General features: G+C 55.3%; 22 protein-coding genes. 5 read left to right on the top strand and 17 right to left on the bottom strand.

The features are described 5' to 3' along the window. Nucleotides 1-8 precede the first annotated feature (8 nt). Complete coding sequence (gene asd, locus FVB43_RS15070) at nt 9-1,118, bottom strand: aspartate-semialdehyde dehydrogenase (protein ID WP_133846702.1); 1,110 nt, start codon at nt 1,116-1,118, stop codon at nt 9-11. A 272-nt stretch (nt 1,119-1,390) separates the two neighbouring features. Here asd and FVB43_RS15065 point away from each other — a divergent pair, with 272 nt between their 5' ends. Continuing rightward, entirely contained in the window at nt 1,391-1,984 is a 594-nt protein-coding gene (locus tag FVB43_RS15065) for a YhgN family NAAT transporter (protein WP_133846634.1), read from the top strand. Between the two features lie 134 nt (nt 1,985-2,118). Here FVB43_RS15065 and gntU read toward each other — a convergent pair whose 3' ends face one another. From gntU to FVB43_RS15045, 4 genes are all read right to left on the bottom strand, one after another. After that, nucleotides 2,119-3,459: a gluconate transporter gene (gene gntU, locus FVB43_RS15060; RefSeq protein ID WP_133846633.1), complete on the bottom strand. Its 1,341-nt coding sequence runs from the start codon at nt 3,457-3,459 to the stop codon at nt 2,119-2,121. Nucleotides 3,460-3,465: 6 nt separating this feature from the next. Then, nucleotides 3,466-4,005 carry a gluconokinase gene (gene gntK, locus FVB43_RS15055; RefSeq protein WP_133846632.1) on the bottom strand — a complete coding sequence of 180 codons (540 nt, stop codon included), beginning with the start codon at nt 4,003-4,005 and terminating at the stop codon, nt 3,466-3,468. Nucleotides 4,006-4,211: 206 nt separating this feature from the next. Further along, on the bottom strand, nt 4,212-5,207 hold the full coding sequence (gene gntR / locus FVB43_RS15050; RefSeq protein ID WP_159337835.1) for a gluconate operon transcriptional repressor GntR: 996 nt from the start codon (nt 5,205-5,207) through the stop codon (nt 4,212-4,214). A gap of 105 nt (nt 5,208-5,312) precedes the next feature. After that, nucleotides 5,313-6,008: a pirin family protein gene (locus tag FVB43_RS15045; RefSeq protein WP_133846630.1), complete on the bottom strand. Its 696-nt coding sequence runs from the start codon at nt 6,006-6,008 to the stop codon at nt 5,313-5,315. A 364-nt stretch (nt 6,009-6,372) separates the two neighbouring features. Between FVB43_RS15045 and FVB43_RS15040 the strand changes: the two genes are divergently transcribed. Beyond that, the gene (locus tag FVB43_RS15040; RefSeq protein ID WP_133846628.1) at nt 6,373-6,867 is read left to right on the top strand and encodes a GNAT family N-acetyltransferase; all 495 of its coding nucleotides are present in this window, start codon (nt 6,373-6,375) and stop codon (nt 6,865-6,867) included. 67 nt (nt 6,868-6,934) lie between these two features. On the opposite strand, the gene FVB43_RS15035 is transcribed toward FVB43_RS15040, so the two are convergent. Then, the gene (locus FVB43_RS15035) at nt 6,935-8,116 is read right to left on the bottom strand and encodes an aspartyl protease family protein (protein ID WP_133846627.1); all 1,182 of its coding nucleotides are present in this window, start codon (nt 8,114-8,116) and stop codon (nt 6,935-6,937) included. A gap of 308 nt (nt 8,117-8,424) precedes the next feature. Between FVB43_RS15035 and FVB43_RS15030 the strand changes: the two genes are divergently transcribed. Then, on the top strand, nt 8,425-9,255 hold the full coding sequence (locus FVB43_RS15030; protein ID WP_133846626.1) for an SDR family oxidoreductase: 831 nt from the start codon (nt 8,425-8,427) through the stop codon (nt 9,253-9,255). A gap of 13 nt (nt 9,256-9,268) precedes the next feature. Further along, on the top strand, nt 9,269-10,411 hold the full coding sequence (locus FVB43_RS15025) for a phytanoyl-CoA dioxygenase family protein (RefSeq protein WP_167864254.1): 1,143 nt from the start codon (nt 9,269-9,271) through the stop codon (nt 10,409-10,411). Between the two features lie 45 nt (nt 10,412-10,456). Here the strand turns inward: FVB43_RS15025 and ggt are convergent, their stop codons facing one another. Beyond that, a complete protein-coding gene (gene ggt, locus FVB43_RS15020) occupies nt 10,457-12,205 on the bottom strand; it encodes a gamma-glutamyltransferase (RefSeq protein ID WP_133846624.1) in 1,749 nt (582 codons plus the stop codon). Nucleotides 12,206-12,360: 155 nt separating this feature from the next. Here ggt and FVB43_RS15015 point away from each other — a divergent pair, with 155 nt between their 5' ends. Next, nucleotides 12,361-12,648: a DUF2756 domain-containing protein gene (locus FVB43_RS15015; protein WP_133846623.1), complete on the top strand. Its 288-nt coding sequence runs from the start codon at nt 12,361-12,363 to the stop codon at nt 12,646-12,648. Nucleotides 12,649-12,872: 224 nt separating this feature from the next. Here the strand turns inward: FVB43_RS15015 and ugpQ are convergent, their stop codons facing one another. The 10 genes from ugpQ to FVB43_RS14965 all read right to left on the bottom strand — a co-directional run bounded on the left by ugpQ (nt 12,873) and on the right by FVB43_RS14965 (nt 23,048). Beyond that, nucleotides 12,873-13,613, bottom strand: a complete 741-nt coding sequence (ugpQ, locus tag FVB43_RS15010; RefSeq protein ID WP_133846622.1) for a glycerophosphodiester phosphodiesterase — start codon at nt 13,611-13,613, stop codon at nt 12,873-12,875. Next, nucleotides 13,613-14,683 (bottom strand): sn-glycerol-3-phosphate import ATP-binding protein UgpC, encoded by a 1,071-nt coding sequence (locus FVB43_RS15005; RefSeq protein ID WP_167864253.1) that lies wholly within the window; start codon nt 14,681-14,683, stop codon nt 13,613-13,615. The genes ugpQ and FVB43_RS15005 overlap by 1 nt, the downstream gene beginning before the upstream one ends. 2 nt (nt 14,684-14,685) lie before the next feature. Further along, nucleotides 14,686-15,531 carry a sn-glycerol-3-phosphate ABC transporter permease UgpE gene (ugpE, locus tag FVB43_RS15000; protein ID WP_167864252.1) on the bottom strand — a complete coding sequence of 282 codons (846 nt, stop codon included), beginning with the start codon at nt 15,529-15,531 and terminating at the stop codon, nt 14,686-14,688. Beyond that, nucleotides 15,528-16,415 carry a sn-glycerol-3-phosphate ABC transporter permease UgpA gene (gene ugpA / locus FVB43_RS14995; protein WP_133846619.1) on the bottom strand — a complete coding sequence of 296 codons (888 nt, stop codon included), beginning with the start codon at nt 16,413-16,415 and terminating at the stop codon, nt 15,528-15,530. The genes ugpE and ugpA overlap by 4 nt, the downstream gene beginning before the upstream one ends. Nucleotides 16,416-16,512: 97 nt before the next feature. Continuing rightward, complete coding sequence (gene ugpB, locus FVB43_RS14990; RefSeq protein ID WP_133846618.1) at nt 16,513-17,829, bottom strand: sn-glycerol-3-phosphate ABC transporter substrate-binding protein UgpB; 1,317 nt, start codon at nt 17,827-17,829, stop codon at nt 16,513-16,515. A gap of 232 nt (nt 17,830-18,061) precedes the next feature. Further along, nucleotides 18,062-18,775, bottom strand: coding sequence for a high-affinity branched-chain amino acid ABC transporter ATP-binding protein LivF (gene livF / locus FVB43_RS14985; protein ID WP_062747708.1), 714 nt, complete (start codon nt 18,773-18,775; stop codon nt 18,062-18,064). Between the two features lies 1 nt (nt 18,776). Beyond that, nucleotides 18,777-19,544, bottom strand: a complete 768-nt coding sequence (gene livG / locus FVB43_RS14980) for a high-affinity branched-chain amino acid ABC transporter ATP-binding protein LivG (protein ID WP_133846617.1) — start codon at nt 19,542-19,544, stop codon at nt 18,777-18,779. After that, complete coding sequence (locus FVB43_RS14975) at nt 19,541-20,815, bottom strand: high-affinity branched-chain amino acid ABC transporter permease LivM (RefSeq protein ID WP_133846616.1); 1,275 nt, start codon at nt 20,813-20,815, stop codon at nt 19,541-19,543. The genes livG and FVB43_RS14975 overlap by 4 nt, the downstream gene beginning before the upstream one ends. Beyond that, on the bottom strand, nt 20,812-21,738 hold the full coding sequence (gene livH, locus FVB43_RS14970) for a high-affinity branched-chain amino acid ABC transporter permease LivH (protein WP_133846615.1): 927 nt from the start codon (nt 21,736-21,738) through the stop codon (nt 20,812-20,814). Before livH ends, FVB43_RS14975 begins: the two co-directional genes overlap by 4 nt. A gap of 194 nt (nt 21,739-21,932) precedes the next feature. Then, entirely contained in the window at nt 21,933-23,048 is a 1,116-nt protein-coding gene (locus FVB43_RS14965; protein ID WP_133846614.1) for a branched-chain amino acid ABC transporter substrate-binding protein, read from the bottom strand. Nucleotides 23,049-23,162 lie beyond the last annotated feature (114 nt).

Genomic DNA, 23,162 nt, shown 5'->3' with positions numbered 1-23,162 from the left:
GACCCGAATTAACCCACCAGCAGACGCAACATACGACGTAGCGGTTCTGCCGCGCCCCACAGCAGCTGGTCGCCAACGGTAAAGGCGGAAAGATAATCCGGCCCCATGTTCAGCTTACGCAGGCGACCTACCGGGGTGTTCAACGTGCCGGTAACGGCGGCTGGCGTCAATTCACGCATGGAGATATCACGGTCGTTAGGGACCACTTTCACCCACTCGTTATGTGCGGCCAGCATCTGTTCGATTTCAGCCAACGGCACATCTTTTTTCAACTTCAGAGTAAACGCCTGGCTGTGGCAGCGCAGCGCACCAACGCGCACGCACAGACCGTCAACCGGGATGACGCTGCTGGTACGCAGGATTTTGTTGGTTTCCGCCTGGCCTTTCCATTCCTCGCGCGTCTGACCGTTATCCAGCTGTTTGTCGATCCACGGGATCAAGCTGCCTGCCAGCGGTACGCCGAAATTATCAGTTGGTAACACGCCAGTGCGGCTCAACTCGGTGACTTTACGCTCAATGTCGAGGATGGCAGAAGCCGGGTCCTGCAACTCTTTCGCCACGTGGTTGTGCAGCATGCCCATCTGGGTCAGCAGTTCACGCATGTGGCGCGCACCGCCGCCGGAAGCCGCCTGGTAGGTCGCCACGGATGCCCACTCCACCAGGTTATTTTCAAACAGACCGCCCAGTGACATCAGCATCAGGCTCACGGTGCAGTTACCGCCAACGAAGGTTTTTATTCCGTTGTTCAGGCCGTCGTGGATCACCTTGTGGTTGACCGGGTCGAGAATAATAATCGCGTCATCTTTCATACGCAGCGTGGATGCCGCATCAATCCAGTAGCCGTTCCAGCCGGCTGCGCGCAGCTTAGGATAAATATCGCTGGTGTAGTCGCCGCCCTGGCAGGTGATGATAATATCCAGCGCTTTCAGCGCTTCAATATCAAAGGCATCCTGCAACGTGCCCGCAGACTGGCCGCCGAACGCTGGCGCCGCCTGGCCGTGCTGAGACGTCGAGAAGAATACCGGGCGAATCACATCAAAATCGCGCTCTTCGCTCATGCGCTGCATGAGTACCGAGCCCACCATCCCACGCCAACCTACCAATCCTACAGATTTCATCATTACCTTTATCCCGGGCTACTTTACTTGCCATTTTCGCCCCCGGCAGTGCTCGCAATCCTCACGTACTTCAGTACGCTACGGTTGCTGTACGCTGGCGGTAAGCAAACTGGCTGCGACAGTGGCGCCTGACCTGTTAGAGTTAAAATATTAGATTGCTAAACCTTACAAGTTGCAGGAAAAGTGGCAAGTGAATTAAATCGATTAGACGGTTTTTTTTAGCAGCTCTGCTTATAAGAGGCGAACATTGATTAATAAAGAGAACAACAACGATGACTGAAATGATCTCGGCCACGATATTATTGTTGCTGATAATGGATCCATTGGGCAATTTGCCGATTTTTATGTCGGTTTTGAAGCATCTGGAGCCGAAACGTCGACGGATGGTGCTCATTCGCGAAATGCTGATCGCGCTACTGATCATGCTGCTGTTTCTGTTTGCGGGCGAAAAAATTCTCGCGTTCCTGAATCTGCGTACCGAAACGGTATCGATCTCCGGCGGTATTATTCTGTTTCTGATCGCCATCAAGATGATTTTCCCTTCGCAGGAAAGCAGCAGTAGCGGGTTGTCAGCAGGTGAAGAGCCGTTCCTGGTGCCACTGGCAATCCCCCTGGTGGCAGGGCCCTCTCTGCTGGCAACCCTGATGCTGCTGTCACACCAGTATCCACAGAATATGGGCCATCTTGTCGGTGCACTGCTGATTGCGTGGGGGCTGACGGTGGTGATTTTACTGCTATCGGGGCTGTTTTTACGACTGCTGGGAGATAAAGGGGTCAATGCGCTGGAGCGTCTGATGGGGTTGATTCTGATTATGCTGGCAACGCAGATGTTTCTGGATGGGATACGCGTTTATCTGAAACTGTAATCCTTACATGGCGTTAAGGTCGAGGCATGCCTCGACCCTACGACACAGGTGTTAATACGCAGGAGCGAGGCACGCTTCAATCCTGCCAACATCGTATTAATACCTAGGGGCGAGGCACACCTCGCCCTTGCTGACTACGACAACAATTCGAACGCAATCATACCGATAATTGCCCCAACGGTGCCGAGTATGGTTTCCATCAGCGTCCAGGTCTTCAGCGTCTGCCCTTCGGTTGCCCCCGTAAAGCGGCCAAACAGCCAGAAACCGGCATCATTGACGTGGCTACAGATAATTGAACCTCCGGCAATACAGATCGACAGCGCGGCCATCTGCGCACCGGAATAATGCAGCGGTTCAATCACGGGCATAATCAGGCCCACCGCCGTTAAACAGGCCACCGTTGCCGACCCCTGAATAATGCGCACGGCACCGGCCAGCACGAAGCAGGCCAACGCCACCGGCAAACCGGCCCCGGTCAGCGCATTACCCAGCGCCGGACCCACACCGGAATCCACCAGTACCTGTTTGAACACGCCCCCGGCACCAATCACCAACAGGATAATCCCCGCAGGCTGTAACGCCGCACCGCAAATCTCCATCACGCGCTCTTTATCCATGCCCTGACGGTATGCCAGACCATAAATCGCCACCAGGCAGGCGAGCAGGATGGCGGTAAACGGATGACCGATAAACTCCAGCCACTCGTACAGCGTAGAGCCAGGCGTGGTAAAGCGGGCGCCAACAGTTTTCAGCCCCACCAGCAGCAGGGGAAACAGGATCAGCGACAGACTGAAGCCAAACGAGGGCAGTTTGCTCTCATCAAATTCAGGATGATCGCCTTCCGCGGGGATACCAAAAGTCACATGCTGGCTGATGAAACGGCCAAACAGCGGTCCGGCAATCAGCATTCCCGGAATGGCGGCACACAGGCCCAACAGAATCATCCAACCGAAATCAGCATGCATCTGCGAAGCCAGCAGCATCGGCGCTGGCCCGGGCAGCAGAAACGCCGCCGCAGCGGCCACCCCGGCAAACAGCGGGATAACCAGCTTCACCAGGTTATCGCCGGTACGGCGCGCAACCGCAAAGGCAATGCTGATTAACAGCACCACGGCCACCTCAAAGAACAGCGGCAGGGCACAAATCAGCCCGGCAATCCCCATCGCATAATGGGCACGGCTTTCACCAAAGGTTTTCAACATACGGATGGCGATCTGATCGACCGCGCCCGTTTCATGCAGAATTTTGCCAAACATCGCGCCCAGCGCAACCACGATGGCGAGGAAGCCGAGCGTACCGCCCATGCCCTTTTCCATCGTGGTGGCAATTTTATCCAGCGGCATCCCGGAGAACAGACCTGCGCCAATAGACACTAACATCAGCGCCACAAAGGCGTGCATCCTTGCCTTCATCACTAAAAACAGCAGCAGCAAAACCGAGCCCGCCGCCGTTAACACCAGTGTTGCAGTACTCATTACACCCTACTTATTTTTTTCTGTCGCACCGTCAATGGTTTTGAGTGTTGCCGCAACAACGTCATCAAGTGACTGATTAATATCGACGACCAGCACATCATCTTCATCGCTGCCCGGCTCTTCCAGCGTGGCAAATTGTGTCACCAGCATCTGCGGTTTGAAGAAGTGCCCCTTGCGTGCACGCAAACGCGACTCAATGGTATCGAAGTCACCCTTCAGATAGACGAATGAGAGGTTGCTGTTACCTTTGCGCAGAATATCGCGATAACTTTTTTTCAGTGCCGAACAAACAATCAGTGACACATCGTTGGTGCGCTGCATGGCGAATGCCGCATCGTTGATCGACTCCAGCCACGGACGACGATCGTCATCATTCAGTGGATGGCCTTCAGACATTTTTTCAATGTTGGCGCGTGGGTGCAGAAAATCACCATCGAGGAAGGCCGCCTTCAGTTGATGCGCAACGGCATTGGCAACGGCAGATTTGCCGCTTCCGGATACACCCATCAGTACGAAGACGTGATTAGGCGATGAATGAGTGGTCATTGTTTTGGCTCCGGCAGAGAGGTAGCAGATGTGTTCGGTTATTTGTTATCGGTAACATTGTCTGGATGTGCAGTGAGTATGGCAACAGCCACGGCGGAAAAAGCTGGTAAATGTGAGGTGGTTCAAAAAAATGACAGATTCAGACGGAGAGAGGCACAAAGGGGTAAGTCGATGGAGGCGTAGGGGTCGGGCAGGCCCGACCTGTATTAAATACTCCCGCCCGCCAGAATCGTAAAGCCGACATCCACCGGTGCCGTATCCACGTTTTCACCGCGAATACGCGCCAGCAACAGCGCTGCAGATTCATGCCCCATACGCTCACGCGGCGTCTGCACCGTCGCCAGCGACGGGTTAACCACATGAGCAATATCGTGGCCGTGGAAACCGGCAATCGCCATCTGTTGCGGCACTTGCAGCCCCTGACGCTGGCACTCAAACATTGCACCGACCGCCAGGTCGTCATTGGTACAAAACAGGCTGTCAGTCTGCGGATAGCGCTTCTGCGCTTCGCACATCAGCATCGCACCGGCGGAAAACGACGATGCCGCTTCCATCATCACGCAGCGAGGCTCCAGCCCGGCTTCCTGCATCGCCAGGCGATAGCCCTGCTCTTTTTGCAGGGTGCGTTCATCCAGGCGTGCGCCGAGATACACCGTATGACGATGGCCTTTTTGCAAAATGGCATGGGTCATCTGGCGGGCCGCTTCGACATTATCAAACCCGACCGCCATATCGAGGCACGGCGAGATGCAGTCCATCATCTCAATCACCGGGATGCCGGCGGTTTCAATCATGCGCAGGCTGGCAGCAGTATGGGTGCGTTCGGTGAGGATCAGGCCATCAATGTTCCAGCCCAGCAGCGAGCGCAGCTGTAGCTCTTCTTTTTCAGCGCTGTAGCCAAAATGCCCCAGCAGCGTCTGGTAACCCGCTGCATCGGTCACCGCTTCAATGCCGCGCAATACATCGGCAAAGACCTGGTTAGTCAATGAGGGAAGTAATACGCCAATCGCCCGACTGGTGGCATTAGAGAGCATATCGGGGGCGCGATTAGGGATATAACCCAGCTCATCCAGCGCGGCAGCGATCTTGCCCTGCAACGCGGCAGAAACCTGATCGGGATGACGCAGATAGCGGCTAACGGTCATTTTAGTGATGCCTACGCGATCGGCAACATCCTGTAGTACCGGTCTTTTTTTCTTCATCTGGCTTCAACGAATAGGAACGAGTTGAGCTGAGTGTAACAAAGATAGGGATAAAAAAGAGGAAGGGTGCGGTAAACCGCACCCAAAATGTGACAGGGAGAACACTTAGACCGGTGGCAGGTCGAACAACAGGATTTCGGCATCGCTGCTGGCAACAATCGCCAGGGATTTTTCATCCCAGATGGCAAACGCGTCAGACGTTGTTGCCGCTTCACCGTTGACGGTAACCGCCCCTTTCACCACCTGGATCCAGATACGACGACCCTCTTCCACCTCTACGCTACCCTGCTCAGCGGATTTCAGCGCCCAACGGGACAGCGTCATATCCTGGAACACCTTCAGCGAACCCTCACGGGCATCCGGTGACAGCACCAGCTGGCGTCCCTGCACATCGTCGAAGCGGCGCTGCGCGTAACGTGGCTCAAGACCGGTTTTTTCCGGGATGATCCAGATCTGGTACAGATGCAGCGGTACATCTTTGCTGGCGTTGTACTCAGAGTGACGGACCCCGGTACCGGCGCTCATAATCTGGAATTCACCCGCCGGGATCTGCTCTTTGTTGCCCATGCTGTCTTTGTGTTCAACCGTACCGGACAGCACGTAAGTCAGGATTTCCATATCTTTATGAGGATGCGTACCAAATCCCTGACCACCATCAATCACATCTTCGTTAATCACTCGCAGTGCCGAGAAGCCCATAAAATTGGCATCGTAGTAATCGGCAAAAGAGAAGGTGTGGTAACTGTCCAGCCAGCCATGATTTGCATGACCACGATCTTGTGCTTTGCGTAAGTAAATCATATTCAATTCTCCTCAACGTTTTGACACAGTCTGGACCTGTAGCGCTGTGGATGATAGCGGATAAAATTGTCTTCTCTGTTCAAAATATTCGATATAAATGCGCAGAAAGAAACAGGAGAATTGCAGATGTGCGGCGGAAGACAGGCAAAAAAAAAGCCAGCACCCGAGCTGGCTAAGAAATACTGAAGCAATGTGAGCAATGTCGTGCCTTCTCAGTCTGTGCCAGAGGCCTTCCTGAAAACGCATGACAATAATAATCATTATCATTCGCACTTGTAAAGCCATTTTCTGATTATTTTTTGCTTGATATGGCGATAAAAAACCCTGATTTTAAAGAGGATTATACAATCTACGGAGAGGGAAAATGAGTGAGATTATTGTTCGACATGTGCTTGCGGAAGATGCCACTGCCATTTATCAGTTGTACAGCCAGCCGGAAACCTATGCCGATACACTACAGCTCCCCCATCCCTCGCTAAAAAAGTGGCAGGAACGCATCGCCTCTGTGCCGGATGGCATGCAAATGCTGGTGGCCTGCAGGGGTGATGAAGTGGCTGGCCAGGTCACGCTGGAGGTCAACAATCGCGCCCGCCGCCGTCATACCGCCACGTTTGGCCTCGGGGTCGATGTCCGTTATCGCGGCCAGGGTGTGGCGAAAGCGATGATGCGTACGATCATCGATCTCTGTGATAACTGGCTGAACGTTGAGCGTATCGAACTCACGGTCTTTGCCGACAACCATGCCGCTATCGCGTTGTATGAACAATTTGGTTTTGAAACTGAAGGCTGCGCCCGGCGTTATGCATTACGCAATGGCCAGCAGGTTGATGCCCTCTACATGGCGCGCTTCCGGTCATAACTGGCGTGGTGCCAAAGCGAGCACTATCTTGCGGGGATGAGCCCAGTATGAGCCCTCCCCTGCATCATCAAATCCTGATCGTTTTCATTTTACCGCGACGCTCAATCTTGAGCACTAATTGCCCTGCCGGAGTGTCCGCCAGGGCAATACGGAGTTGATGAAGGCCTTCAGGCAGGACTTTACTGCCGTTAACTTCCACCAGCACATCCCCATTTTGCAGACCAAAGCGGGCCAGTGCGGTCGGGGAATGAGAAAAGAACTCAACCCGATGTGCGTAATAACGAACGGAAAGGATGCGCTGCGGTTCAGGCTCGTCGCGAGTAAAGTGTTGCTCCCGATAACAAAACAGCATTTTTTTCGGCATGAAAAGATAGCTATCAAAGCGGGCCAGAAAGTTCATCCCCAGACCATATGCTCCCTGTTTGTTCTCACGTACCAGCAGCTTACCCAGCGGCATCTGATTAAAACTTAAGCCTGTCAGTGAATACCCAACACTTACCGCCTGGCCAGTTAGCCCCAGAACGGGCTGATTGATGCCTGTCAGCACCGCGCTTTCAGGACGTTCGCGGCTTGCTTTAATCAGCTCATCACCGATGTAACTGTAATAAACGCCGGTATCAACCCGCATATGGACCGGGCGATTGTGATAGTCCAGCAACAATTCAGGCCCGGAATCATAGGCATCGCGGTAGGGAACACACACCGGGTAATCCAGCGTGCCGGGCGCTTGCTGCCAGACGCTGAGCTGCCCCTGTTGATTATCAACCTGCCACGCAAACTGGCGAAAAATATCCTGGCCTAAAATCCCGTCAATTTTCACACCGGTCACCTGAGTAAAGGCACTGAGATCCATCCCCAGCCACGGGGCACTGGCGGGCAACACGCGATCGCCAATAGCCAATGCCATCGGCTGCCAAAGCAGGAGTGCATCTGCAGGCAGCGGCCCACCCGGCGTCTGAAGACCTGCCGCCAGGATAGCCCGTTGCAACGCCGACACCTGGTCAACGGGGAGCCGATGCGTCAGCTCACTCGCCAGCGCATTATCAATCACCAGCGTACTGATGCCCGTATCCAGCAGGAAATGGTACTGCTTGCCGCTGATGGCCACCGGCACAATCAGAACATCGGGCCGCACGGGGCTCGTTAACACGGCCTGTGGGGCGGAGACAGGAATGCGGTCGGCCAGAGCCGATAATGATCCCGACAGCAGCGCAGCGGAAAAAATGATGGTCAGTGCAGAGTACTTCATAACCTTCCTTGTAGTGGATGCCCCATGTTCCAGTATTGGGGGCCCTGTGACGTTTACGTTTCTTCAATCTACGTTAAAAAGAGGACAAAACGAGATTTAAGCGTGCTAATTGTCGAGAAAAAGCAAAAAACACTGGATTGAACCCAACTCACTCATCCCCCTGTCACACTCACATTTGACACCTTTTTTTGAGGTTTTTTTGAGGTGATTCGTGCGTATTGTTAATGAAATGTAAGTGATAAGGTGGTCTGGAGCCATTTCCTCTGACGACCAACCCTACATAAATCAACAATAAAGGCAGTTTAATCATGAGCTTAAATATTAATCAGCAGTTTCACGGTAACGTCTATGTGGTCACGGGCAGCACTCAGGGACTGGGCGCTGCCGTTGCAAGATTACTGGCAGAACGCGGCGCGCGCGGGCTGATTCTTTGTGGCCGAAACCGCAAGGCCGGGGCGGCTCAAGAAGAGGCGTTACGGGCACTCGGCTGTGAAGCCTGGTTTGTCGCCGCCGATATCAGTGACCCACAAGCCTGCGAACAGGTGATTGCCGAAGCGGCAACGCGCTTCGGTACGCTGCATGGTCTGGTGAACTGTGCCGGAATGTCCGATCGTGGCACCATCCTCAATACGACCCCCGAACTTTTTGACGCCATCTTTGCCGTCAACGTCCGTGCGCCATTCTTTCTGATGCAGGCGGCGATCAAACTGATGATTGCCAACAAGGTGGAAGGCAGCATCGTCAATATTATCACCATGACCTCTCACGGCGGCCAGAGCTTCCTCACCACCTATGCCGCCTCAAAAGGCGCACTGGTTACGCTGACGAAAAACGTTGCTTTCAGCGCCATGCGCAACCGCATTCGCGTTAACGGCCTGAATATTGGCTGGATGGATACACCACACGAAGATGACATCCAGAAGCAGTATCACCAGGCGAGCGACGACTGGCTGGAAAAAGCCGAACGCGAGCAGCCCTTTGGCCGACTGTTGAAGCCCCGGGAAGTGGCCCGTGGCGTGGCATTTTTACTCTCTGAAGAGTCCGGGATGATGACCGGTGCCGTCATCGACTTTGATCAGAACGTGGTGGGCTGCGGTGATGATGGTGCACCACAGCCTCAGCAGATACTGGCCCTGTAAGGAGCGACCGATTATGAACGCAATCTATCTCAATGAAGCACAGCTTTCGCTGGATGATTTCGCCACCGTATCACAGCAGACCCTGCATCAACAGGATTACCCGCTGGCGCACGGCGCACAACGGAATGTTTTGATTTATCAGGCTGAGTCGCTGATCAATGCCGCCCGTGACGATCGCCAGTCGGTGCTCAGTGAACTGCATCGGGCGCTCTCATCCGGGCCTGGCGTATTTGTTGTTAAAGGGCTGTACCGCGATCTGGCGGCCGTCGACCACAGCAGTCAGTTGTTTGAGGAGATCCTGCGTGATGAGGCGGCCTCCGGCGGCGGCGGCGATCATTTTGCCAGGGCGGGCAGCAATGGACGCATCTGGAATGCCCTGCAAAAAGTGGCAGAACGCGATGCCGATGCCTTTATCGATTACTACGGAAATCCCCTGCTGGCGCTGATCTGCGAAAGCTGGGTCGGGCCGGGCTATGAGATCACCGCACAGGTGAATCAGGTACGGCCGGGCGGTAAAGCACAGCAGCCACACCGCGATTATCATCTGGGTTTCCAGAGTAATGAGGTTGTGGCCCGCTTCCCGCTGCCTTTACAGACCCTGTCGCAGTATCTCACCCTGCAAGGCGCGGTAGCGCATACGGATATGCCGCTGGAATCTGGCCCAACCCAGTTGCTGCCCTTTTCCCATCAGTATGAGGGCGGGTATCTGGCCTGGCGCCAGCCCAAATTTATTGAATACTTCCAGCAGCATGCGATTCAGCTACCGCTGCAAAAAGGCGACGGGCTGTTCTTCAACCCGGCGCTGTTCCATGCGGCAGGTAATAACACCACGGCAGATCATATCCGCACGGCCAACCTGCTCCAGGTCTCTTCCAGCTTTGGCAAAACCATGGAGAAGGTCAACCACGTCAAAGTACTGCTGAGCCTCTATCCCGCTCTGCGTCAGCGCCAGCTGGAGACAGAACAGCGTCATGCGGTGATTGCCGCTGCGGCAGAGGGCTATTCGTTCCCGACCAATCTGGATACCGATCCACCGCTGGGCGGACTGGTGCCACAGACGCAGCAGGCGCTGCTGTTGCAGGCATTACAGGAGGGATGGTCGGAAGTGCACTTTGATCAGCAGTTAAGCGAGCACGTGCAGAAACGTCAGGCGTGATTTTCCGCGGGCCGACCTGTTGTTTCCTGGTCGGCCCGCATCACATCAATACCCCGCGGTTAAATCATCAATGGTGCGCGGATCTGACGCACCGTAACGCATCCCGTCCGGCCCCAGCATAATGCTCTGCGTGCTGCCCATGGCAGACATCACCTTCACATTCTGCCCCTTCTGGCTCAACAGTTTCAGTGTATCCGGGCTGAAGCCTTTCTCTACACGTAGCTGATCCGGTAACCATTGATGATGGAAGCGCGGCGCGTTGGTGGCTTCGGCGACGTTCATTCCGAAATCAATGCTGTTCACGACCATTTGCAGCACAGTAGTGATGATGCGGCTCCCGCCCGGACTGCCCGTTACCAGCCAGGTTTTCCCGTCTTTAGCGATAATGGTCGGCGACATGGAAGAGAGCGGGCGCTTGTAAGGCTGTACCGCATTGGCTTCACCGCCCACCAGCCCGTAAACGTTTGGCGTTCCCGGTTTCGCGGAGAAGTCGTCCATCTCATTATTCAGCAGAATGCCGCTGTTACCGGCGACAATTCCGCTGCCGAAATTGGTGTTCAACGTGTAGGTAACCGCTACCGCATTGCCGTCTTTATCCACCACCGAGAAGTGCGTGGTCTGATTGCTTTCATACGGGGCCAGCTTACCGGGTTTAATCTCCGCGGAAGGGCGCGCTTTGGCGACATCAATCTGCTGCGCCAGCGATTTAGCATACGCTTTGCTGGTCAGCGCCTGCCACGGCACCTTGACGAAATCCGGATCGCCCAGATATTCCGAGCGATCGGCATAGGCATATTTTTCTGCTTCCGCCATCACCTGAATGGCATCTGCGCTGCCAAATCCCATCTTCGCCAGGTCAAAGTTTTCCAGAATATTGAGGATCTGCACAATATGAATGCCGCCTGATGAGGGTGGCGGCATCGAGAAGACTTCATAGCCACGGTAGGTGCCGCTGATCGGCTTGCGCTCGATCGCACGGTAGTTCGCCAGGTCCGTTTTGCTGATAAGCCCACCGTGCTGCTGCATCTCGCCTGCGATCTCATCGGCAATTTTGCCTTTATAGAAGGCATCCGGTCCCTGCTGTGCAATCAGTTCGAGGCTGCGTGCCAGATTGCGTTGCACCAGCTTTTCGCCTTTGAGATAAGGCGTACCGTCGGCTTTAAAGAAGATGGCTTTACTGTTCGCATGCCCTACCAGCACCTCTTTACCGTAAACGTTCAGGTCATCCGCCAGCGAGTCGTTCACCACGATGCCTTTACGTGCCAGCTCAAGTGCCGGTTTGATTAAGGTACTCAGCGGCAGCGTGCCATATTTCTGACTGGCCAGTGAAAATCCTGCCACCGTTCCCGGCACGCCGGAGGCAAGATGGGAAGTCAGTGATTTTTTGCTGTCGGCGTTGCCCGCCGCATCCAGGAACATATCGCGGCTGGCGTGTACCGGAGCCATCTCGCGAAAATCAATCGAGGTGGTATTACCGGACGCGGTGCGCAACAGCATAAAACCCCCGCCGCCGAGATTCCCTGCCTGTGGATGCGTCACCGCCAGCGCATAACCCACGGCGATAGCCGCATCCACCGCATTTCCGCCCTGTTCGAGGATTTTCACCCCAACCTCTGTCGCCGTTGCATCCACCGAAGCGACCATACCGTGCTGCGCTTTCACCGGATGGAAGGTGTCCGCCCCAACCCCGTAAGAAACAGGCGGCGCAGTGGGAGCAGCACCTGCCCCCTGCCACACCAGTAACCCGGCTAACAGCGACCACGACAGGCGCTTCAGAGTAGCTTGTGTCATCATTGTTACATCCTTTAATTATATTTACGTTATGTTTGCCTTTGATAAATATGCACAAAAATGGATGAAAGGCGAATTTTAACGCAAATCAGGAACACTCCTGGCGTGCAGGGCTTGTGGCTGAAGTAGACTTAAGGCAGTAACACGGAGGAATAAAAATGAAAATGAAATGGTTAGTTATCTTTGCCGCCATTTTGCCGTTAACCGGTATGGCGAACATGCTGAGCAACAACAGCAATAACAGCAACCCACAACAGCCGGGCTACAATCCCAGCACGCAGCGTTTGCAGCAAAATATGCAGAACCAGCAGTCGCAGCAGAAGCTGAAACTCCAGCAGGATCAACAGCGTCAGCAGCAGGATTTGCAGCGGAAAATGCAGGAGCAGCGTGACAGTGCGGCCCAGCGCACCAAAGAGGGTCAGGTGAAACAGCTGCCACAGAATTGACGCTCAGGGCGAGGCATGCCTCGCCCCTACATAAATCCCATCAGTTCACACGATTCGTAGGGGGTCAGATATGCCTCGCACCTACATAAAACCGTACAGCGCGATGCCCAATCAATCACACGATTCGTAGGGGTCAGATATGCCTCGCACCAACATAAAACCGTACAGCGCGATGCCCCATCAGTCACACGATTCGTAGGGGTCGGGCATGCCCGACCCGCTATTCAGCGGAAATCCGGTCCAATCACATCAATGCGGTCGGTGCAGATCGCATCCACGCCCCACTGCAACAGCTCACGCGCCCGATCCGGGTTATTGACCGTATACACCAGAATACGCAGCCCGGCCTGTTTCAGCAGTGCAACGCGCGCCTTATCCAGCAGCTTATGATTCAGGTGAATCGACACGCAGTCCAACGTGGTGGTCAGTGTCTGCCAGTTGTCATCCCACTCATCCAGCAGCAGCCCGCGTGGCAACTCCGGCGCCGCCTGTTGTGCCGCTTCCAGCGCCTGATACGAGAACGATGACAGCAGCGGCATCACCTGCCCTTGCCACATCACCCTTGCCGCCAGCGCCAGCACCCGCCCGGTTTCTGCATCCAGACCAGTGGTAGGTTTAATTTCGATATTCGCCATCAGACGATGCTGGCGGCAGCGTGCCGCGACATCAGCCAGCAGCGGCAGGCGCTCATCGGTGAATGCACTACCAAACCAGCTACCGGCATCCAACTGGACCAGCTTGTCCCACGGCAACAGCCCTGCCACACCCCAGCCGTTGCTGGTGCGGTCAAGGGTGTCATCATGCAGCAGGAAAATTTCACCGTCCTGCGACAGTTTGGCATCAAACTCAATCATCCGGTGTCCCAGCTGCGCACCGATATCGATAGCGGCCAGGGTATTTTCCGGCGCCAGTTTCCCGCCGCCGCGATGGGCAACAATGGGCGGGTATGGCCAGGTCTTATTCATTAGTCGATCCGTTGTCCATTAGGGTCAAAGAAGTGCAATGACTGCGGCGGCAGATGCAGCCACAGCGTACTGCCCATCTCCGGTCGCACCGAATGCGGCAGGCGCACCACCAGCTTATTATTGCCCCAGCGGCCGTGTGCCAGGTTATCCGCTCCCAGCATTTCCAACGTATCCACCACCAGTGGAATGCCGCCATCCTGCCGGGAGGAGAGTTCAATATGCTCCGGACGAACGCCCATCGTCAATGCGCGATCGGCCCATTTTGCCTTCGGTACGTTCAGGGGAAGCGCCATACTGTCGCTGAGATTAAAACGTGAGCCGTCAGCATTCACCTGCCCTTCCAACAGGTTCATCGCCGGGGAACCAATAAAGCTGGCGACAAAACGCGTGGCCGGGCGCTCATAAATTTCCACCGGCGTACCGAGCTGTTCCAGCACGCCTTTATTCATCACCATCACCCGCTGCGCCAGCGTCATCGCTTCTACCTGGTCATGGGTCACGTACAGACTGGTGGTGTTCAGACGACGATGCAGCTGCTGCAGCTCCAGACGCATCTGCACACGCAGCCGGGCATCCAGGTTAGACAACGGTTCATCAAACAGAAATACCGCTGGTTCCCGCACAATGGCGCGCCCCATCGCCACACGCTGGCGCTGCCCACCGGACAGCTCACGCGGGCGGCGTTTCAGCAGTGCCTCCAGCTCCAGGCTGCGTGCCGCCTCCAGCACGCGCTGGCGGATCTGTTCTTTGCCCATACCGCGAATTTTCAGGCCCCAGGCCATATTCTCTTCCACGCTCATATGCGGGTAGAGTGCATAGTTTTGGAATACCATCGCGATACCGCGATCTTTTGGCTCCTCTTCGGTCACACGGCGGGTATCAATATAGATATCTCCGCTGGTCACCCGTTCCAGCCCGGCCACCATGCGCAGCAGCGTCGATTTTCCACAGCCGCTTGGCCCGACCATCACCATAAACTCACCGTCGCGGATTGAGACATCCAGCGGCTGAATAATCGGGTTTATCCCATCGTAGGATTTCGTTACTGCCTGAAGTCTTACACCTGCCATCGTTATTTCTCACTCTCAACCAGACCGCGAACAAAGGCGCGCTGCATCACTAAAACAATCACTACCGGTGGGATCAGCGTGAGGATCATCGCCGCCATCACCAGGTTCCATTGGGTTGCCGCATCACCGGTGGCAATCATGCTGCGGATACCCGCGACTGCCGTCCCCAGTTTGCTGTCGCTGACAATCAGCAACGGCCACATGTACTGGTTCCAGCCGTAGATAAAGGTGATGACGAACAGCGCTGCCAGATTGGTTTTCGACAGCGGCAGTACGATGTCCCAGAAGAAGCGCATCGGGCTGGCACCATCAATACGTGCAGCCTCCATCAGTTCATCAGGCAGCGTCATAAAGAACTGACGGAACAGGAACGTGGCGGTGGCTGACGCCATCAGCGGCAGGGTTAACCCGCTATAGCTGTCGAGCATATTGAGGTCGGCTATCACATCCACCGTCGGGAAAATACGCACCTCAACCGGCAGCATCAGGGTGATAAAAATCATCCAGAAAAACAGGTTACGCAGCGGGAAGCGGAACCACACCAGCGCAAACGCCGACAGCATGGAGACGGTGATTTTTCCGGTGGTGATCGCCAGCGCCATGATCAGGCTGTTAAACAGCATGGTGCTGAAGGGCGCGCTGTTTTGCCCTACGCCGTGGGTCCAGATACGGGAAATGTTATCCCACAAGTGCGTACCCGGGATGAGCGGCATCGGCACCTGAAACACCTGTTCCGTACTGAGAGTGGCGGCAATAAACGCCACATACAGCGGGAACAGCACGGTGAGGATACCGAGGCCCAGCAGGGTATGGCTGAAAATATCCAGCCCGCGTCGGTTTTCGATCATTGGTAGCGCACCTTCTTCTCGACATAGCGGAACTGAATCACCGTCAGAATAATCACCAACACCATCAGCACTACGGACTGCGCAGATGACGAGGAGAGATCCAGACCGGCAAAGCCTTCACGGTAAATTTTATAAATCAGCGTCGTCGTCGCCTGTACCGGGCCACCGCCCGTGGCGGCATCAATCACCGGGAAGGTATCGAAGAAGGCGTACACCAGATTCACGACCACCAGGAAGAAGCCCACCGGGGCGATCAGCGGCAACGACAGGCTGAAGAAACGCCGCACCGGGCCTGCGCCGTCAATCGCGGCCGCCTCTACCAGGGATTTAGGAATAGACTGCAACGCGGCAAAGAAGAACAGGAAGTTGTAGCTCATTTGCTGCCAGATCGAGGCCAAAACGACCAGGAACATCGCCTGGCCGCTATTTTGCGCATGGTTCCAGCTGTAACCCAGCAGCCCTAAGAAATGGGTAATCAGACCGAGGCCCGGGCTGAACAGAAACATCCACAGCACCGCCGCTACCGCAGGAGCCACCGCATAAGGCAGCAGCATCAGCGTCTGATAAAAGCGTTTAAGGCGCAGCACGTAGTCGACCAGCGCGGCAAATAACAGTGACACCACCAGACCAATCACGGTGACCAGACCGCTGAACACCAGCGTGGTCCAGAAGGAATCAAGGTAGTAGCTGTCGCCAAACAGGCGAATAAAGTTTTCCAGCCCGACAAACGTGCTGGAGATGCCGAAAGGATCGACGTTTTGGACCGAGTACCACAGGGCTTCGCCCGCGGGCCAGAGGAAAAAAATAATCGTGATTAACAGCTGTGGCAGCACCAGCAGGTAGGGCAGTGCTTTAGCGCGAAATACGGGACGGGGTTGGGACATAAAGGTTTATCTCGTGCGAAAAACGTCACAGGGGCCGACCGCTGTTCTGGTCGGCCCTGATGGGCGGATCGGGGATCCACCCCTACATGCGTCTACGTTATTTGGTCTGTTGTTCGAAACGACGCAGCAGTTGATTACCACGTTCAACGGCGCTATCCAGTGCCGCCTGCGGGGTTTTCTTGCCCGTCCAGACGCTTTCCAGCTCCTCATCCACCACGGTACGGATCTGCGGCATATTGCCCAGACGCATCCCTTTGGTGAACGGCAGTGGATCTTTGTTCAGCATCTGACGCGTCGCAATGTCTGCACCCGGATTCTTGTCATAGAAACCCTGCTGTTTGGTCAGCTCATACGCGGCCGTGGTGATCGGCAGGTAACCGGTTTTCTGGTGCCATTCAGCAGCAATTTCTGGTTTCGCCAGGAACTGCATGAACTTGGCGACGCCTTTGTAGGTTTCTGCATCTTTGTTTTTCATGACCCACAGGCTGGCCCCACCGATGATGGCGTTCTGTGGCGCGTTCGGCACGGTTGCATCGTACGGCATCATGCCTACGCCGTAGTTGAACTTGGCGTGGCTACGGATATCCGCCAGCGAGCCGGAAGAGGCGGTGGTGATGGCACAGTCGCCGTTATAGAACTTGGCGGTGGATTCATCTTTACGGCCGAAGTAGGTGAAATCACCCTTCTTATTCATCTCTTCCAACAGGGCAATGTGGCGAACCTGCGTCGGTTTGTTGAATTCCAGTACCGCGTCAGTGCCGTCAAAACCGTTGTTTTTGGTGGCAACGGGCAGACCATGCCAGGCGCTGAAGTTCTCAATCTGGATCCAGCCCTGCCAGCCGCTGGCGTAACCACAGGTCATGCCCGCTTTACGCAGTGCTTCCGTATATTTCGCCAGATCCTGCCAGGTTTTTGGCGGCTGCTCTGGGTCAAGGCCGGCTTTTTTAAAGGCGTCTTTGTTGTAGTACAGCACCGGGGTAGAGCTGTTAAAAGGCTGGGAGATCAGCTGGCCTTTGGAATCGCTGTAATAGCCCGCCACGGCGGGCACAAACTGCTTCGGATCCATCGCAATGCCCGCGTTTTTAAACACTTCATTGACCGGAACAATCGCTTTCGATGCCATCATCGTGGCCGTACCGACTTCGTACACCTGCAAAATCGCTGGGGCTTTGCCAGAACGAATGGCAGCAATACCCGCTGACATGCTCTGCTCGTAGTTACCTTTGTAGGTTGGCACGATTTTATAGTCAGGGTTTTCTGCGTTAAAGCGGGTGGCCAGCGAGTTAACTTCTTCACCCAGCGCACCTTCCATTGAGTGCCAGAATGGGATCTCAGTGGCGGCCAGCGCATTGGCGCTAAGAGTCAGTCCCAGTACCACGCTAAGTGCGGTATGACGAAAGGCGATTGATGACATGTCGGTTTCCTGTACCCGGTGTTGTAAGGCGCGTTATCGCGCATTCTTTGAGTCGGGAGGTAACATGACATGCGAAAATGACAGAAAAATAACGAAGTTATGACAGTGAGGTGACAGCGAGGTGACGGTCGGGGATGCATTATTGATATCGGGCGAGGCATGCCTCGCCCCAACGGATAACGTAGGGGTCGGGCATGCCCGCCCTGTTTTACTGGCATGCCCGCCCCGGACATTAACCGCCTAAATACGCACTACGTACCGCTTCATTGGCCAACAACGCAGCCCCGGTATCTTCCAGCACCACATGACCGTTTTCGAGCACGTAGCCCCGGTCGGCCAGCTTCAGCGCCTGGTTGGCATTCTGTTCAACGAGGAAAATCGTCATGCCTTCCTGACGCAGCTGTTCGATGGTGTCGAAAATCTGCTGGATAATGATCGGGGCCAGGCCCAGCGATGGCTCGTCCAGCAGCAACAGACGCGGCTGGCTCATCAGCGCACGGCCAATGGCCAGCATCTGCTGTTCACCGCCAGACATGGTGCCGGCACGCTGTACACGGCGCTCATAAAGACGGGGGAACAGCTCATACACACGTTTGATGCGCTGCTGATACTGCTGACGCTCGGCAAAGAAACCGCCCATTGCCAGATTCTCATCCACCGTCATACGCGAGAAGACGCGACGCCCTTCCGGCACAATGGCAATCGCCTCACGCATAATACGCGCCGTCTGCCAGTCGGTAATGTCTTTACCGTCGAAGGTAATTGACCCCTCGGTGGCACGCGGTTCCCCGCACAGCGTCCCGAGAATGGTGGTTTTACCCGCACCGTTCGCACCAATCAGGGTGACAATTTCGCCCTGATTAATATGCAGACTGACATTGTGCAACGCCTGTATTTTGCCGTAATGCGCACTGATATTATTCAGGGAAAGCATAGCCTGACTCATATTATGCTTCTCCCAGATAAGCACGGATCACGTCCGGGTTATTACGGATCTCATCCGGCGTACCGTTAGCCAGCGGCGTTCCCTGGTTGACCACGTAAATACGATCAGAAATACCCATTACCAGTTTCATATCATGTTCAATCAACAGTACCGAAACGTTGTGCTGGTTGCGCAGTTCCGCAATCAGCTCATCCAGTTCGTGAGTTTCTTTCGGGTTCAGGCCGGCAGCCGGTTCATCCAGCATCAGGATTTCCGGACGCGTCACCATGCAGCGGGCGATCTCAAGACGGCGTTGCTGCCCGTAAGCGAGGTTACCCGCCTGGCGGTTAGCCAGCGCCAGCAACCCGACGCGGTCCAGCCAGGTCGCTGCGCGGTCAAGCGCTTCGCTTTCCGCTTTACGGAAGGCCGGCGTTTTCAACAGACCAGAAAACACACCGCTTTTCAGATGCTGATGCTGGGCAACCAGCAGGTTTTCAATGACCGTCATTTCGCGGAACAGGCGCACATGCTGGAAGGTACGGACAATCCCCATGCGTGCGATTTTCTGCCCAGGCAGACCCGCAAGCTGCTTGTCCCCCAGCGTGATAGAGCCACCCGTCGGGCGATAGAACCCCGTCAGGCAGTTAAACACTGTGGTTTTACCGGCGCCATTCGGGCCGATAAGCGAGACGATTTCCTGCGGGCGCAGCTCCAGTTCCACATTATTGACGGCCAGCAAACCACCAAAACGCATCATCAGGCCATTAACGGCTAACAGAGGCTGAGTCATGCCTGGTCTCCTTTTTCTGCCGTTTTCAACTTCAGATGCGGGCGCTTCATCGGCAACAGTCCCTGTGGACGCCAGATCATCATCAATACCATTAAGCCACCGAGCACCAGCATGCTGTACTCGTTAAGATCGCGCATCAGTTCACGTGACACCACCAGCAGGATCGCGGCAAGAATCACGGCAAACTGCGATCCCATGCCGCCCAGTACCACGATCGCCAGCACAAACGCCGACTCGGCAAAGGTGAAGGATTCCGGGCTGACAAAGCCCTGACGGGCGGCAAACAGGCAGCCAGCGAAACCGGCAAAGGCCGCACTGATGGTGAAGGCGGTCAGCTTGATGCGCGTTGGGCTGAGGCCCAGCGAGCGGCAGGCAATCTCATCTTCACGCAGGGCTTCCCACGCGCGCCCCAGTGGCATACGCAGCAGACGGTTGATCACAAACAGCGTGATCACCACCAGCAGCAGCGCCACCATATACAGGAAGATAATACGGTCGCTCGGGTCATACTTCAGGCCGAAGAAGTTATGGAACGTATCCCAACCGCCGTCACGTGCGCTGCGGTTAAACTCCAGCCCAAAAAGAGAAGGTTTCGGGATCTGGCTGATGCCGTTCGGGCCACCGGTAATCTCTGTATTGTTCAGCAGCAGAATACGCACGATTTCACCGAAACCGAGGGTAACAATCGCCAGATAGTCACCGCGCAGACGCAGTACCGGGAAGCCCAGCAGCAGACCAAACGCCGCAGCGACCAGACCTGCCAGCGGCAGGCTCTCCCAGAACCCCAGGCCATAGTAGTGGTTGAGCAGCGCAAAGGTGTAAGCACCGATGGCATAAAAACCGCCATAACCCAGCACCAGCAACCCCGACAGCCCCACCACCACGTTCAGACCAAGGCCCAACATGACGTAAATCAGCGTCAGGGTGGCGATATCCACCGTGCCGCGTGACACCAGGAACGGCCACACGGCGGCGGCAACAATTAAAGCCAGCAGAAACAGTTTTTGCTTCGGGGTTGAACCATCAATCCCCGGCAGGACCAGCGACGGACCGGAGACTTTTTTCAGGCTGCTCTGCACCAGCGGGCGCAGCAGCTGGAACAAAAACACCACACCACAGCCCAGCGCAATCCAGTTCCAGCGCACGTTGCCCGCGTTATTAACCACCAGTTTGGTGCCATCAAGATCCAGCCGCATGCCCATAAAGAATGCCGCCAACACCAACAGCATCAGCGATGAGACAAGGGCGTTAAGCAGGTTGAGCTTTTTCATACTTTCTCAACCTCCGGACGACCCAGAATACCGGTAGGCATCACCAGCAGCACCACAATCAGCAGCGCGAACGACACCACATCTTTATATTCCGTGCTGAGGTAGGCCGAGGTCAGGGCTTCTGCAATCCCCAGAATCAGACCACCAATCATCGCACCAGGAATACTCCCGATGCCACCCAGTACGGCAGCGGTGAAGGCTTTCATCCCGGCCATAAAACCGATATAAGGGCTGATCACGCCGTAGAACTGGCCCAGCAGCACGCCGGCCACCGCCGCCATTGCCGCACCAATCACGAAGGTCAGTGAGATCACCCGGTCGGTGTTAATGCCCAGCAGGCTGGCCATTTTCAGATCTTCAGCACAGGCGCGACAGGCACGGCCCATACGTGAGTAGCGGATAAATATCGTCAGCGCCAGCATGGCGAGGAACGTCACGCTCCAGATCACGATCTGCATAGTGGAAATGGTCGCGGCAAAGCCATTGCTTTCGCCAATCGTCCACTGTCCGGTCACCAGACTTGGCAGCGCGAGATCGCGCGAGCCCTGGGTCAGGCTGACGTAGTTTTGTAAGAAGATTGACATCCCGATGGCGGAGATCAGGGCAATCAATCGCTTCGACGATCGCACTGGCTTATACGCCACGCGCTCAATGCTCCAGCCATAACAGGAGGCGATCACCACGGCGACAACGAAGCCGCTGCCAATCAGCAGCCAGCTGGCATCAATCCCCATCATCATCAATGCGGCGATGACGATGAACGAGACGTAGCTGCCGATCATATACACTTCGCCGTGGGCAAAGTTAATCATGCCGATGATGCCGTACACCATGGTGTAACCAATGGCGATCAGCGCATAGGTGCTGCCCAACGTCACACCGTTGAACATTTGCTGCAAGAAATAGAGAAACTGCTCGGACATACCTTAATACCTTACGAATCCACCTGCACAGCGGGTGCAGGTGGATGAAAACGACAAAGGGCCGGGCATGCCCGGCCCCTACGGGGATGCGCTGAGCTACCCCAAGGATCCCCGTTATTCCGGGGATTCACCGGGTTACCCCACGGATCTGCATTATTCCGTAGGGGCCAGGCACGCCTGACCCGCAGCCTGGTTTATTTCACGGCAGTGGAAGAGCCGTCAGCGTGCCACTTGAATACACCAAACTCGAAGCCTTTCAGATCGCCCTTCTCATCCCAGTTGAGGTCACCCATCACCGTTGGTACTGCTGCGCCTTCTTTCAGGTTTTTCACGATAGCTTCCGGCTCTGCGCTCTTGCTGCGCTCCATACCGGCGGCCAGTGACTGCAAGGCAGCGTAGGTTGTCCAGACGAATGGACCTGTAGAGTCTTCTTTTTTCGCTTTCAGCGCATCAACGATAGGTTTGTTGGCAGGCACCTGGTCATAACGTTTTGGCAGCGTCACCAGCATCCCTTCGGAAGCCGCACCCGCGATGTTCGACAGGGAAGCGTTACCCACACCTTCCGGGCCCATAAACTGGGTTTTCAGACCGGCCGCACGTGCCTGGCGCAGGATCTGACCCATTTCCGGGTGGTAACCGCCAAAATAGACGAAGTCGACGTTGTCTTTCTTCAAACGCGCCACCAGCGTAGAGAAATCTTTGTCGCCTGCGGTCACACCTTCAAACAGCACCACGTTGCCGCCCGCTTTTTTCAGGCTGTCCTGTACGGAACGCGCCAGGCCTTCACCGTACTGCTGCTTATCGTGAACCACGGCAATACGCTGCGGTTTAATCTCGCTCAGGATGTATTTTGCGGCGGTCGGACCCTGGTCAGAGTCAAGACCGGTCGTACGCATAATCAGCTTATAGCCACGGCTGGTCAGGTCTGGTGCGGTTGCTGCCGGGGTAATCATCAGCACGCCTTCATCTTCATAGATATCAGAAGCAGGCTGGGTAGAAGAAGAGCACAGGTGGCCGATGACGTAACGGATACCGTCGTTAATCACTTTGTTGGCGACTGCAACCGCCTGCTTAGGATCGCAAACGTCGTCATACTTCACTGCGACCAGTTTGTCGCCGTTAACACCGCCTTTAGCGTTGATATCGGCAATGGCCTGCTGCGCACCTGTCCACTGCATGTCGCCATACTGGGCCACCGGGCCGGACATCGCACCCACGATGGCCACTTTGATGTCTTTTGCCATTGCTGCATGGCTCATTGCCAGGGCAACACAGCCCGCCAGGAACGCACTACCTTTACTCATTTTCATCCGAACTACCCCATCTGTTGTGGTTACTATTTATTATGTGCCATGTAATCAGCGATAAACGCTTAACTAAGAACGAGTTAGAGTGATTACCGGCATTTTTTATGAATAAGGCTT

It is taken from the genome of Erwinia rhapontici (assembly GCF_012271765.1).
Classification (GTDB): domain Bacteria; phylum Pseudomonadota; class Gammaproteobacteria; order Enterobacterales; family Enterobacteriaceae; genus Erwinia; species Erwinia rhapontici.
This window is presented reverse-complemented; position numbering and strand designations above follow the sequence as displayed.